At 70.3% G+C, this 13,367-nt stretch carries 14 protein-coding genes; 8 read left to right on the plus strand and 6 right to left on the minus strand.

The window, feature by feature from the left end:
• Positions 1-4 precede the first annotated feature (4 nt).
• Together ACFYR0_RS22125 and ACFYR0_RS22130 are read right to left on the minus strand one after the other, a co-directional pair.
• Positions 5-1,381, minus strand: a complete 1,377-nt coding sequence (locus tag ACFYR0_RS22125) for a DUF5685 family protein (protein ID WP_389330555.1) — start codon at positions 1,379-1,381, stop codon at positions 5-7.
• Positions 1,382-1,648: 267 nt separating this feature from the next.
• Positions 1,649-2,044 (minus strand): hypothetical protein, encoded by a 396-nt coding sequence (locus ACFYR0_RS22130; RefSeq protein WP_389330558.1) that lies wholly within the window; start codon positions 2,042-2,044, stop codon positions 1,649-1,651.
• Positions 2,045-2,579: 535 nt separating this feature from the next.
• Here ACFYR0_RS22130 and ACFYR0_RS22135 point away from each other — a divergent pair.
• Entirely contained in the window at positions 2,580-3,050 is a 471-nt protein-coding gene (locus ACFYR0_RS22135) for a hypothetical protein (RefSeq protein ID WP_389330561.1), read from the plus strand.
• A gap of 619 nt (positions 3,051-3,669) precedes the next feature.
• On the plus strand, positions 3,670-5,346 hold the full coding sequence (locus ACFYR0_RS22140; protein ID WP_389330564.1) for a hypothetical protein: 1,677 nt from the start codon (positions 3,670-3,672) through the stop codon (positions 5,344-5,346).
• A 308-nt stretch (positions 5,347-5,654) separates the two neighbouring features.
• Here ACFYR0_RS22140 and ACFYR0_RS22145 read toward each other — a convergent pair whose 3' ends face one another.
• The 4 genes from ACFYR0_RS22145 to ACFYR0_RS22160 all read right to left on the minus strand — a co-directional run bounded on the left by ACFYR0_RS22145 (position 5,655) and on the right by ACFYR0_RS22160 (position 7,911).
• Complete coding sequence (locus ACFYR0_RS22145; RefSeq protein WP_386380263.1) at positions 5,655-5,987, minus strand: ANTAR domain-containing protein; 333 nt, start codon at positions 5,985-5,987, stop codon at positions 5,655-5,657.
• A gap of 69 nt (positions 5,988-6,056) precedes the next feature.
• Complete coding sequence (locus ACFYR0_RS22150) at positions 6,057-6,419, minus strand: STAS domain-containing protein (protein WP_389330567.1); 363 nt, start codon at positions 6,417-6,419, stop codon at positions 6,057-6,059.
• A gap of 240 nt (positions 6,420-6,659) precedes the next feature.
• Positions 6,660-7,103 (minus strand): DUF2267 domain-containing protein, encoded by a 444-nt coding sequence (locus ACFYR0_RS22155; RefSeq protein WP_389330874.1) that lies wholly within the window; start codon positions 7,101-7,103, stop codon positions 6,660-6,662.
• A 376-nt stretch (positions 7,104-7,479) separates the two neighbouring features.
• On the minus strand, positions 7,480-7,911 hold the full coding sequence (locus ACFYR0_RS22160; protein WP_389330570.1) for an Hsp20/alpha crystallin family protein: 432 nt from the start codon (positions 7,909-7,911) through the stop codon (positions 7,480-7,482).
• Positions 7,912-8,039: 128 nt separating this feature from the next.
• Here ACFYR0_RS22160 and ACFYR0_RS22165 point away from each other — a divergent pair, with 128 nt between their 5' ends.
• From ACFYR0_RS22165 to ACFYR0_RS22190, 6 genes are all read left to right on the plus strand, one after another.
• Positions 8,040-8,669, plus strand: coding sequence for a type III effector protein (locus ACFYR0_RS22165; RefSeq protein ID WP_389330573.1), 630 nt, complete (start codon positions 8,040-8,042; stop codon positions 8,667-8,669).
• A 178-nt stretch (positions 8,670-8,847) separates the two neighbouring features.
• Positions 8,848-9,081, plus strand: coding sequence for a hypothetical protein (locus ACFYR0_RS22170; protein WP_389330576.1), 234 nt, complete (start codon positions 8,848-8,850; stop codon positions 9,079-9,081).
• A gap of 64 nt (positions 9,082-9,145) precedes the next feature.
• The gene (locus ACFYR0_RS22175; RefSeq protein ID WP_389330579.1) at positions 9,146-9,580 is read left to right on the plus strand and encodes a VOC family protein; all 435 of its coding nucleotides are present in this window, start codon (positions 9,146-9,148) and stop codon (positions 9,578-9,580) included.
• Positions 9,581-10,186: 606 nt separating this feature from the next.
• The gene (locus ACFYR0_RS22180; RefSeq protein ID WP_389330582.1) at positions 10,187-11,863 is read left to right on the plus strand and encodes a SpoIIE family protein phosphatase; all 1,677 of its coding nucleotides are present in this window, start codon (positions 10,187-10,189) and stop codon (positions 11,861-11,863) included.
• Positions 11,860-12,945: a B12-binding domain-containing protein gene (locus ACFYR0_RS22185; RefSeq protein ID WP_389330585.1), complete on the plus strand. Its 1,086-nt coding sequence runs from the start codon at positions 11,860-11,862 to the stop codon at positions 12,943-12,945. Before ACFYR0_RS22180 ends, ACFYR0_RS22185 begins: the two co-directional genes overlap by 4 nt.
• Positions 12,942-13,328 (plus strand): STAS domain-containing protein, encoded by a 387-nt coding sequence (locus ACFYR0_RS22190; protein ID WP_389330588.1) that lies wholly within the window; start codon positions 12,942-12,944, stop codon positions 13,326-13,328. The genes ACFYR0_RS22185 and ACFYR0_RS22190 overlap by 4 nt, the downstream gene beginning before the upstream one ends.
• The last annotated feature ends 39 nt before the right edge of the window (positions 13,329-13,367 follow it).

A 13,367-nucleotide genomic window follows, 5' to 3' on the forward strand; every position in this document is an offset into this window, starting at 1 on the left:
GCGCTCAGTCGCAGCAATCGCAACAGCACTTGCACGGGTTGCAGCAACCCCCACCATCGCAGCAGCCGTCCCCCGAGCCACCACCGGAGCCCCCCGACCCCCGGCCGCCCCCGCCGGAACCACCGAAGCCGCCACCCGAGTTGCCCCCGCCCCCGCCCCCGCCGCCGAACCAGCCGTCGCCGCCGGAACCGTCCCTGCCCGAACCGCCCTGACGAGAGTCCCCGCCGCCGTTGCCTTCGCCGAACTGCCAGCCCTCTCCGTCGTCGCCGGCGTCGTCGCAGCTGCAGCAGTTGAAGCACAACCCGCAATGACGGCACAGCTGGCGCCACTGCTCACACCGCCGACACCGTCCCTCCGAGGGCCGACCCGACGCCCTCGCGCCCTCCGGGGCCACGCCCGCAAGCGCTCCGACCCCGCATTCCGTCCCCGTGCCGGCCCCCGGGAGCGGTTCGGTCGCGGTACGGCGTCCCAGCCACGGAAGCACGCGAGGGCCCCGAGCCTGGTGACGGTGCTGGTGGTGACGGTGCCGCGGGTCGAAGACGCGGTCCACAGCACGCTCCAGCTCGCCGCCCAGCAGCGCCTGTGCCAACCGCCCGTCGACGAACTCGGCGTCGGACAGGGCGAGCCGGATCCCATGCACCGCGTCGTCGCAAAGCCTGCGCACTTCGGCGCGGCTGGCGCCGGTCACCGCGATCGGGTTCCACGCGCCGGTCGCCTCGTCCGCGTCCAGGTCCTCCACCGCGTCGAGCAGATGCGCCAGCCGCCCGAACAGCCGGCCGGCCTCCGCCAGCGGCTCGGCGTTCCCCGGGCGGTCGGCGAGCACCGCGGTGTGCGCGAAGGCGGCGGCGGTCGCGGTTTCCGTAGGCTCCGTGACCGTCAGAAGCGAGTCGCCGGGGCCGGTGAGCCGCTCGATGTCCGACTGCCGTTCGACCGCGCCGAGCAGCACCGCGGTGTCGAAGCCGAGCCGTTCGCCGCCCGCCGCACCCGCGCGGTCCCAGCCGTGGGCGATCCGGCGCGCCGCCAGCGTCACCGGGCGGCGGCCCAACAGGCCGTCGCCGTCGGCGACGTGGTCGCGTATCTTCGCCGCGGCCAGCACCAGCGACACCGTCGCCGCCAGCCGGGCACCCTCACCCTGCGCCACGTCCGCCGACCGCATACCGCGCAGCGGACACGGTCCGGCACCTCGCCGCCAGTCGCCGGTACGCTCCGACTGCGCCTCGGTCAGCACCGAGACGATCAGACCGTCGTAGTTGGTGGCCACCCGGGCGAACTGCCCGTACTCGCCGCGCAGCGCCAGACACAGCCCGCACAGGTGCGCCATCCACTCGGTACGCATGCCCTCGCCCAGGCGATGACGGCACGGCCTGATGATTCCGAACATCGGCGTTCTCCCCCCGTAGACACGGCTGCCGGCACGCAGCCGGACGGGCGGCGACGTCGCACATGAAGCCCGGCCGCACACGAGGCACGACCGCGTGATACGCAGGACCGCCCGTCACTCAACGGGCGACATGCTAAGGCCTGTGCCGTACGGGGTGTGAGCTGCGGTTTGGCAACGGTGCTTTCACAGGGGCCCACGCCGTTGGTGACGACGGCCGCGTGGGCTCCGGTCCCGATGCCGCCTGTCGGCAACGGCGTCGAGGAGCGGTCACCCGGCGGCGAGGATGTCGGCAAGACTCACGGCGGGGCGGCCGAGCATGTCCGTCAGTGTGCGCTGCCGGCGATCGGTCAACGTGGCAACGAAGATCACGGCGTCGGCGTCGACCCGGTCCGAGGCCCGGGCCACCTCGTGGACCTTTCCGTAGCTGAGCAGAGTCCGCGACGAGTGGGGCAGGCCCATCTTCCCGACCCCGCCGGCCGAGACGCTTTGCCGCTGCACGATCCGCCCGACTACCCGAGCGCCACGCGCCTCGAGTTCCGCGGCTGCGGAAGCCATGAGCGCTTCGTGGTCCTTCTGCTTCGCAGAGAAGTAGCCGACCAGGACCACAGCAGCGCCCGCGGCCGGGAGACGGAACGCCTGACGCTGAACCGGCTCCGCCGGCACGCGGCGAGCCGGCCGCCGGTCACGCCTCCGTGGCTGATGCATGCGCTACAGGCCAGATGAGTCACGCCACGTCGTCCCGGCTGCCCGACCATGCGACCTTGCACACCCGCTGCGGCCTGCCCGGCCAACTCCACCCTGCCGCGATCCGCGTCATGCGACGCGAAGCGCCCAGCCCCCACAACGGCCTTGCCGAACGGCCACAGGCCCAGTGATGCTTGGCCGGTGCCAGGACAGCAGAAGAGGAAGCGTCAGCAGCGGGACGGGAGTCAGCGGGCCACCGTTCCTGCCATTCATGGCTCCGGCTTTTGGGAGGTGCTGTACGAGACCCAGGACGAGCAGGGTTGGCATGCTCACATCCACCGTCTGTGTTCCTCGGACAAGCCGGTCGACTGGTCTCTGACCCGAATCGACACTCTCTGTGGGCGACTGATACAGCCAACCACCTATCGACTCAGCCTGTCTGTGCCCGACTCCGAGTGCGAGGGATCCCGGGTCGAGCGCGATTGGCGAACCTGTGGAGAGGGCGAGAGCTGCCATGGCGGAGTTGGTCAAGCGGGAGACCGTTGAAGTGATGGTGAGCTTCTACGGGTTCGCGCTGCAGGAAGAGGACGACACTCAGGTTCCCGTCCCCTTCCCGGGGGCGAGGGACGAGAGTCGGCAGCGTCCGTTTCTTTCGGTCTTCGACAAGCGTCTGGACTTCGAGAGCGCCGGGCATACGCACGAGGCCACTCTCGTCTTCGAGCTGTGGACCGCAGAGCCGCCACTCGACGACACAGAATGCTGGGAGGCTGAGGGGGAAGCCGGGATCCACTCCACCAGCGGGGCCCTGACGGTGGAGACCATGTCAGGCGCGGGCGGTGGCCGTGTCGAGCTCGGGGTGGCGGACTCTTCGTGGTCGGTGAGGGCGTACCGCTGGGGCCGGGCGGAGGTCGCCCGTCGTGCTCCGGTCGAGGTACCCGAGGGCGTGGAGCACTATCTCGTGCGGCTTTGGCCCGCGTGTGTGTGAGCTGTGGCCGTGCCCGGCGGGCGGAGAGGCAGGGGCAGCCCGGCCCGCCGGGCGTCGGCGTTCCTGGAGGAGGGCCGACGACGGCACTCCCCGCTCACCGGCGGATGCTTTGCGTCAGCGTCCGTGGCGCTCGGTGTCGACCGGCGCCGCCTCCGCGCTTGGATGTCGTCCCCGGCGGTCGTGGCGGGCTGCCGCGGTTCGGCCCTGAGTGCCCCTGGCCCTGCGCGAGATGTCCCCGCACTCGGCGTAACCATGTGCATCCATGGGGTGGTTGGTCCGGTTTTCAAGGGTGGCGAGACCCTCGGATGTAGGCCCCGAAGGCTCAGGCGTCGGAGCGCGGCGGCAACTGTCCCCGGGCGTACCGGGGTCGTGGCCGGCGCACGCCAAGAGCACCTCCCCGCCGTGGAATTGTTGCGCCGAAGTTTCTAGTTTCCACACGCAACCATCACCGCATCTGCTCCGGATGGTCGAAAGTTTCGACATGGTGCAGCGCCTCGCTGGAGCCGTGGACGCGGTCGCGGCTTGGTGTGTGGCATGCCCTCTATTGTCAAACCTTTAACCATACGTATACTGCGGAGCCACCCCCCGCACTACCCCCGGCTCGAAGGTCTGTCTCTCGATGAACACCACGCTCCCCGCGCTGTCTCCGAATTACGTCACGGAAAGGTCCCGTGTCGCCAAGGAGCATGTGGAGGTCTACGGGAAGTGGCCCGTCCAGTTCCAGTTCCGTCCTGCACACGGTGACCACCGGCATCTGCTGGTCGTGTTCTCCTCGGTGGACAGCAAGTACGGTTTCGGCGCGGCACTCGACGGCGTTCTGTGCAATGTCCTCAGGATTCGCGACCATTTCGACGAAGGCGCCTCTTACTACGTCGCCCGGAACATGGATTTCAGTGTTTCGGACTCCATTCATGACCTCATACAGGATTACATGCAGCGCCTGGGCGTGACCCGGGAAGAGGTCACCCTGCTCGGCACCTCCAAGGGCGGTGCCGCCGCGCTCTATTACGGGCTGAAGTACGACTACAAGAACATTGTGTCGTCGACGCCGCAGTATTTCCTGGGCAGCTATTCCAAGGGCCACGGCCAGCTCGGTGACGCCGTCCTCGGTGAAGGCCAGTCGGACGAGAACGTCGCCGTCATGGACTCCGTGATGAAGGACCTCATCGAGAAGGAGGTGGACTTCAACCGGAACATCTACGTCATCTCCTCCCCGAACGACTATCAGTACGAGCAGGAGGTGAAGCACTACCTCCCCGGACTGCGCGCCTACGAGAACTTCAACTTCCTCTTCCTGGACTCGCCCACCGTCCAGGAGCACTACCAGGTGACCCGGCAGGCGCTGCCGTCGGTGTGGAGCCTCGTCCACGCGCTGTCGGAGGGCCTCACGCCGCGCTTCGGCGAGGTCCGGATCGGTGCGGGCACCGAGGACCCGGAGAAGGCCTCCGCGTACCTGGCCGAGCTCCGGCAGCGGGACACCGTCGCGGCCGCCCTCGCCGGCGCTGTGCGTATCGACGGCAAGCTGCACCTCAAGGGCCACGCCTTCCTGCCCGGCGTCTCTCCCGACGGGCCGACCGCGGAGACAAAGCGGATCATTCTGGAAGAGAAGGGCCGAAGCTTCGACTACCCCCTGGACAACAGGCCGGGCAAGAAGCTCTACCGCGAGTACTACGACGAGTACTTCTGCGAGTACGCCGACGGTGAATTCGCGACGGACGGCGGCCTGGACTTCACCTCCCTGCCCCGCGGCACCTTCGACGTGTCGGTGTGCGTGGCCAGCGAGGCCGAGGGAATCGAGCGACGCACCCGGCTGACCTCGGACAAGGTGATCGACCGGCGTCTGCCCTTCGGCGACTCGGAGGTCATCTTCCGCGGAGGCAGGGCGGGCCTCAAGGTCATCAAGAGGAACATCGTCGGAGCCGACTCCCCGGGCGCGCGCTACTCCCTGGTGAAGGCCGAGGCGGACGGCCGCAAGCTCCACGCGGAGGGTGTCTTCTTCCTGCCGGGCCGCAACGCCGAGCGGGAGTCGCACGCCGCCTACTACCTCGTCCTCCAGGACAGGTCCTCGTCGTACTCGTTCCTGCTGGGGGCGAAGAAGGACCCCGCACGCGTGCGGCCTCTCGTGCCGGAGGACGACTTCGGCATCTACGACGCCGGATACTTCACCACCGGGGACGAGGGCCTCGACGTCTCGAAGGTCCCGGCCGGGCGGTACAGCCTGTACGTCTCCATGAGCACGGGCGGCTCGCTGATCACGAAGAAGGCCGGCAAGATCACTCTGAAGAAGACCCGCTGAACAGCGCAGTGACGTGGGTGTCGCTTGCCGGGGGCCGTCAGTGAGAGTGGCTTGAGCGGCACCGGAGCATGCTCTTCAGGCGCGGCACGAGACGTGTCGCGCCTGAGGGGCGGATCGGGTCGCTTCTTTTCGGAGCGTCTCTCCAGGTCTCTGGCGTGAGGAAACTCGTGGCCTCGGCAAGCCTGTGGTCCTCGAGGGCAGGAGTTGCACGGGAGGATCTGTCCCCGACGCCGGCGTGAGGCTCCCTGCCGATGCCGATGCCGATGCCGATGCCGATGCCGATGCCGGGTTCGGGGGTGGGTGGCGAGCTATGCGTGGTCCGTGCCGGGGATCTGGGAGGGGCTGTGGCGGTCCAGGGCGCCCTCGAGTTCGGCGCCGATACCGGACGGAAGATTTCCGCTGCGGCCCCACTGCAGTACGAGTTCGGCGACGGTGCGGAGTTTGATGTTGGTGTGCTGGGACACCTCGCGGAGCACGGTCCAGCCCTGATCGGGGGTTACGCGTCCGAGTGCGACCATCATGCCGATGGCCTGGTCGACCACGGCGTGCGAGACGACGGCCTCCTTGAGCTGCTCGACCTCCGCCTGGAGTTCCACGATCCGGTCTGTCGCGCGTCTCTGGGCCCCACGCTCCTCGCTCACTTTCAGATCTCCTTGTTCGGTGGGGGCGGAGCGCCGAGGGAGTCTCGCCGGGCGCGGCGGCTTGGGCGCTCAAGCGCGTAGCGCCTGGTCGAGGTCCGGGTAGCAGGGGATGAGCGTGTCGAGGCCGGTGATCTCCACGACACGGCGGGTAGGCGGCTGCAGGCCTGCGAGCCTGAGCCATCCGTGTGCGCGGTCGGCTGCTTGGTGGGCTGCGAGGAGCGCGTTGATGGTTGCGGAGTCGATGAAGGTGGCCTTGGCGAAGTCGACGACGGTTCGCGGCCTTTCCGCCTTGTGCGGCGGAAGGAGGTGTTCGTGGAGCTGGTCTCGGCTGCTGTAGTCGATCTCGCCGCGGAGGGTGACGACGGTGATGCCGTCGGTGGTACGGCGGAAGATCGACGGCGGGCTGGACTGCCCCGGATCGTGACGCGACACGGAGGTCCTCCCTCATGTGGGGCAGGCTGGTGACTTTCCCGGCTACCCGGCGGTGCGGTGTCCAACCCGCCGCCTGTGCGGGCCACTTGGCCTGCCATGGCGGGTGCGGACCCGGCTGGAGGGAGCCGACCGGGCCCGTAGCGGTGCCGACCCCGGCAGCGGCGCGAGGCTGTTGAGTCTCGACGACCCTGCCGGTGGCACCGCCTCCGGCCCCGTCGGCGTCGGGAGGTCACGGCCCGTTCAGGCGGCGGGGTTGAGTTCGGCGCGGCCGAACAGCAGGGCGTAGCCGGAGGGGAGCCGGTGGAGGATGCGGGTGATCAGGTCGGGGCCGGCGCAGGCGGCGACGGCCCCGAACACGGAGCCGGTGTCCCAGCGGGTGGTGGCCAGGGAGGCGTCGGCGCGGGCGGCGAGGTCCTTGACGAAGGCCCAGCCGGTGAGTGGCCGGGGGTCGGGAATCTGTGCGGTCAGCAGTCGTGCGGCCTCCAGGGGCAGTCGGGCGGCCAGGTCGACGCGTTCGTCGCCGGTCAGCTGGCGTCCCAGCCCCGAAAGGACCAGGTGAACGGCTTGGTCGGCCTTCTCGCGGGTGGGGTAGGCGCCGTCGTAGCGGACCTTCTCCAGCATCTGCTCGTACGCCGTCCCGTAGGGCTGCTGGTGCTCGAGCGGTGCGCGCACATCGGTGATCATGTGGTGCATGCCTTTCATGGAGCCAGTCGGGATGGTGCTGCCGTCGGGTGGCATCGATGTAGGGGGCAGGCGGACTGACGGCGGGCGAAGCGCAGGCCGTAGCCGGGGGAGCCGGGGCAGGATCCGGCCAGCCGGTCGTTGCCCCGGGTGTCGGCGAGTGCGGACGAAACGGCGATGACGTCCCGGTCACGGTCTGGCGCGCGGTGCCGCTCGATCACGGTGCCTTACCGGCAGCGTCGCTTCACGGGATCGGGGAAGGCCTCGCGTCGCCGAGTCATCTCGGCCGCCACCCTTTCTCCGAACTGCCCCGCAGGGGGTGCGGAGGGCGGGGGAGGGAGAGTTGGGGTGTCCGTCCTCCGCACCTGTCCGGCCCGTGTCAGCCGGAGATCTCCCTGCGGCCGGGTCCGACGCCGACGGAGATCTTGCGGGGCTTCGCACGTTCGGCGATCGGAATGCGCAGGGTGAGCACGCCCGCGTCGTAGTCGGCGTCGATGTGTTCGGTGTCGAGGGTGTCGGCGAGCACGATCTGGCGGGAGAAGACGCCCATCGGCCGCTCGGACAGTTCCATCTGCACGTCGTCGGCCTTCGTCGCCGGCCGGCGCTCGGCCCTGACCGTCAGCATGTTGCGTTCGACGTCGACGTCGATGGCGTCCGGGGTGACACCGGGCAGGTCGAAGGCCACGACGTAAGTGTCACCCTCGCGGTGGGCGTCCATCGGCATGGTCGACGGCCTCGACCAGGTGCCCGGTCCGATCAGCTGCTGTGCCAGCCGGTCCAGCTCACGGAAGGGGTCAGTGCGCATCAACATCGTGAAAACACCTCCAGCAGGTTCAGGCAGTTACTGCCAATGCGCCTCACTGCTACCGTTGTAGCATGTCATCCAATGGATGACAAACACGGTGTCATCCACTGGATGACAGCAGGAAGGAGGTACCCGTGACCTCGGCCGATCAGCCGCTCACGGCCGGCGCGAACGCTCCGAGCCCGGCGTCGTTCCTCGCCGCCACCACGGCCCTGCACGCCATGGACGACGCCCTTCGCGCCGCCCTGCGCACGGCTCCCGACAAGCCCGCTGCCGCTCCGGCCCCGGATCAGGCCCTGGCCTCGCTGTTGCTGCTGCGGCAGATCCGTGAGCAACTCGCCGGCTGGGAGACGGCCCTGATCGAAACGGCCCGCGACGCGGGCGCCAGCTGGGCCGACCTCGCCCGCCCCCTCGGGGTCGCCAGCCGCCAGGCCGCCGAGCGCCGCTATCTGCGCGGCCGCCCCGGCGAGACCGGAACGACCGGCGAACAGCGCGTCCGGGCCACCCGCCAGGCCCGAGCCGCGGACCGCACCACCGCCGCCTGGGCCCGCAGCAACGCCGCCGACCTGCGCCGCCTCGCCGGCCGGATCACCGCGCTCACCGACCTTCCGCCCGCCGCCCGCCTCCCGCTCGGCGAGCTCCACGCGGCCCTCGCCCACGACGACCCCGCCGCCCTCATCGCGCCTCTGGCCGCCACCCGCCCTCACCTGGGCGTCCGCCACCCCGATATCGCCGCGCAGCTCGACGTGCTCACACCGCCCTGACGCTCCGCTCGGAGCGACCTCAGGCGGTGGCGTTCCGGGTTCCCGGCCGTGAACGGGCCCGTCAGCGGTACCGCCCTCCTGCGGGCTGGCCCTGCGCCCGGCCGCCCGTCACCCCGTCGTACGGCGCCTCCTGGCGGCCTCCTTCCGCCGGATCCACCTCGGCGGCGCCCGCTTCGCCGTGCGCGCCGACGCACACCGCGGCGCGCACCACGCGGCATACGCGCTCACCGGGCGGGCCCAGAGCCGCGTCACCGGCCTCGCCGCCGCCCACGCCACCCGGGAACCGCTCACCGGGCCCCTGCCGCCCGGCGTCCACCACATCGAGCAACTGCCCGCCCTGGCCCGCCTGCCGGAGGCGCTCGCCGACCACGGCGTCACCCTCCACCGCATGGACCGACCGTCAGGGCGCTGACCTTCGCCAACATGCCGGTCCACGCCAGGAGACGGCCGGCGAAGTCCCCTGCTAGGGTGCGCCGATGTCTTCGATCAAGCAGTTCCAGGTGACCTTCGACTGCGCGGAACCCGCGCGCCTCGCCGGCTTCTGGTGCGAGGTGCTGGGATACGTCGTACCGCCCGTCCCGGAGGGGTTCGCCACCTGGGAGGACTACCACCGCTCGCTGCCGCCCGAGGACCAGGTCGTCTACTTCGCGTGCAGTGATCCCTCGGGTGTCGGACCGCGGCTGCTCTTCCAGCGCGTTCCCGAGGGGAAGGTCGTGAAGAACCGGGTGCATCTCGACGTACGGGCCGGCACCGGACTCGTGGGCGAGGAGCGCCTGTCCACGCTGGAGGCCGAATGCGCGCGGCTGGTGGCACTCGGCGCGGTACACGTACGGACGCTGCGTGCCGACGGCGAGAACGAGTCGTGCATCGTGATGCAGGACATCGAGGGCAACGAGTTCTGCCTCGACTGAGAGCGCTCCAGGCGGTGCGATGAAGGGCCTCACCGCGGTCCGGTGAGCCCTCTGCCGAGTGACCGCCTGGTGGCCCTGCCCTGGTGGGCGGCAGCCGGCGCTGAGTCCGGTCGCACCGACCTCGGCTGCCGGTCCGCCCGGCCCGAAGCGGCACGTGTCGCGTCTCCAGCCCCCCACCGTCGCTGTCGGCGTCGAGTCCTTGCATGACGGTCCTGGAGGCCCGCGCAAGGACGGGCCGCCCCCTGTGCGACTCGCTCTGCGTGTCCCGGACCTCGTGGCGTCCGCCGCCTTCCGCGTGAAGCTGTCCGGCGCGAGCCGGCGGAGCTCCGTGACGGCTGCTGCGAATTCGCCGCCGCGCTGATGAGAACACGTCAGCGATCTGTCGCCGAGCCAGGTGACAAGGTTCTCGCGGCAGAGGCGAAAGATGCGGATATGCGGTGATTTCCGCGCCGGACGCCCGTCCTGTCGACGAGCTGTTTGTGACGTTTACGTGCGTGTTTTCAGGGCGGGTTGCAACGGCGGGGGCCATGCGGGACGGTTGCCGAAAGACAACTGTTCCCTCATGGCAGGAAGGTGGTGAGGTGCGCACCGTGCGTACCTCCATTTGTGACTGCTCCCCGCAGCTGTTCCGCCCCGCAGCCCGAGGCGGGCCATCCGGTCGACGCCACGTGGACTGAGGCCCCCTGGCCCGTCCTGGTCGCCGACCGGCACGGCCGTTTCGTACACCTCAACGACGCCGCCCGGCTGATACTGCCGAATGCCGCGAGCGGCGCCCGGTTCCACGAGCAGGTACCGGCGTGGCTCGACCAGGCCCACCAGCAGATCATCGGCGGTGCCGGTCCGGGCGGGACTGCCGAAGCCCCGCACGGAGCCATCGACGACCGCTTCTTCGAGGCGCACCCCACTCTCGACGCCGAGGGCCAGGTCGTGTGGTGGCTGGTTGACGAGACCGCCCGCCGCCTGGCCGAGAACGCGCTCGCGGAAGCGCGAAAACGCTCTGAGGTGCTGGCCGAGGCGTCCAGCACGCTGCTGTCCACGCTGAATGTGCCGCGTTGCCTGGAGGTGACCGCTTCCATGGCCGCGGAGCATCTGGCCGAGGCCGCCGTCCTCGTCGCGCCGCCCCAGGGGCGGCGCTGCTCACTCACCTACGCGCGCCGGGGCGGCTCCGTCGTGCAGAGCACCCGTCAGATCGACGTGACCGGTGTGCCGGGGCTGAGGGAGGCGTTGCAGGGCTTTCCTCCGGTGCCGGCCCGCTGGATCAACTCCGCCGACATCCCCGACTGGGCGATCCCGGACGGTTTCGCGGGACCTGTCGGATCCGTCATCGTCGCTCCGCTGCCCGGCCACGGCGTCCCGGCCGGGGCACTCATCCTGCTGCGTTCCAGTACCGAGCAGGCGTTCACCGAGGGCGAGGAGCTCTTCGCCCGCCTGTTCGCCGCCCGAGCCGGCGCGGCCCTGTCCGCCGCTCGCCTGTACACCGAGCAGGCCGCGATCACCGCCACACTGATGCGAGACCTCCTGCCACCCAGGCTGCACACGGTGCACGGGGTCGAGTACGCAGGCAGCTACCGGGCCTCCAAGGACCACGAACACGTCGGCGGCGACTTCTACGACATCCACCCCGGTGCAGGCCCCTCCGAGGAGACGCTCGCCGTTCTGGGCGATGTGGCGGGCAAGGGCCTCGAAGCGGCGGTCCTGACCGGCAAGATCCGCAACACCTTGCACGCCCTGCTGCCCCTGGCCGAAGACCATGAACACATCCTCAACCTGCTCAACAGCGCCCTGCTGACCTCTCATCACGCACGTTTCGTCACCCTCGCCCTGGCTTCCGTGCGCCGCCACGGCGGCCGGACGCAGCTGCGGCTGACCAGCGCCGGGCACATGCCACCCCTCATCGTGCGCACCGACGGCACCGTGGAGGAAGCGGACACCCGCGGCACCCTGGTCGGTGCCCTGCCGACCGTCACAGCGCACACCGCGACGACAGTCCTCGACCCGGGGGAGTCCTGCCTGCTGTACACGGACGGGATCACCGAAGCACGCGGCGGCCCGCTGGGCGACGAGCTCTTCGGCGAGGACCGGCTGAAGCAGGTGCTCGCCGAGTGCGCGGCCATCCCGGCGGAAGCCGTGGTCGAGCGGGTGCAGATGCTGGCAGCCCAGTGGCTGGGCAGCGGCCGCCACGACGACATGGCCGTCATAGCCATCACAGTCCCGAAATCCGACGCGTACGCCGTCCCCGACGGGCAGGCGGACAGCGGACCGGCGGGCGGGTGCGGCGCATGAGCGAGCCCACCGCGACCACCCGCGCGGTGCAGCAACTGTGGCTGGCCGTGGCTGACGGCGACGAGCGCGGGGCTGCCGCGGCCGTCCACGCCGCACTGGCCCGGGGGGTGAGTGAGGAATCGATTCTGCTCGAGGTCATCGCACCGGTTCAGGAGAAGGTCGGCACGGAGTGGGCGGCCGACCGTCTCAGCGTCGCCCAGGAGCATGCCGCCACCGCGATCAACGAGCGGGTCATCGCCACGCTCACCCACCACCCCGGCAGCAGCCGGCCCGCGGCCGATCGCGGCCGGGTGACGGTGAGCTGCGTGGACGGGGAATGGCACGCGCTGCCCGCTCGCCTGGTCGCCGAGGTCCTGACCCTCCGCGGCTGGCGGGTGGACTACCTGGGGGCCCAGACGCCCACCCCGCACCTGGTCGCCCACCTGCATCTGACCAACCCCGACGCCGTGCTGCTGTCCGGATCGATCACCACCCATCTGCCCGCCGCGCACGCGGCCGTCACCGCGAGCCAGGCCATCGGTGTCCCCGTGCTGGTCGGCGGCCGTGCCTTCGGTCCTGCGGGCCGTTACGCGAAGGCTCTGGGCGCCGACCGGTGGGCGGCCGACGCACGGGCCGCGGCCGACGTGCTGGAAACGGGCATCCCGCGACCGGACGCCCCGGCGGTCCGGCACGCCGTGGACGACCTGCCGCATCTGGCCGACCAGGAATACACCATGGTCGTCCAATCGCGGCCCCGGCTCGTCAAACGGACTCTCGCCGACCTGGAACACCGTTTCCCGGCCATGAGCGGCTACAGCATCGCCCAGCGGGACCGCACCGCCGAGGACATCGCCCACATCATCGACTTCCTGACCACCGCGCTCTACGTCGCCGACCCCGAGATCCTCACCGCCTTCACGACCTGGACCGCGGACATCCTCACAGCCCGAGGCGTCCCCGTCCGCTCGCTGCTGGCCGGCCTCGACACCCTGGCCGACCAACTGCACGACTTCCCCCGCACCCAGAAGCTGCTCGAGCGGGCGGCCACCGCCGTGACCGAGCACACCGTCCGCCCCGTCCCCGACACCCGCCCGAGCGTATGACCCACCTGCCACCCGTCGAATTCACCCTGAACGTCCGCCGCGAGCCCGCGGTGCTGACCATCACGATCGGCGGTGAACTCGACCACGACACCAGCGACGACCTGCTCAGCATGGCCGGCGAACAACTCACGGCGGGCCGTACGCCGCCCGGAGACGTCCGACTCGACTTCCACGATCTGGCGTACATCGACTCCTCGGGACTGACGACCCTGCTGATGATCCACCGCCGCACCAGTGCCCTCGGCGCCACACTGCACCTGGACAATCGGCCCGCTCACCTCGAACGACTGCTCCGGCTCACCAACGTCCTCGGCCATCTCACCGCTCCGCCGCCCCCTGTGACGGTTCAACCGGCGGACGAGGAAGAGGCGTGGCCGACGTAGGAATCCCCTCACCCGCGCCCGGCTCCCTGAGGGCCCTCG

This window comes from Streptomyces sp. NPDC005017 (genome assembly GCF_042873115.1).
GTDB lineage: Bacteria > Actinomycetota > Actinomycetes > Streptomycetales > Streptomycetaceae > Streptomyces.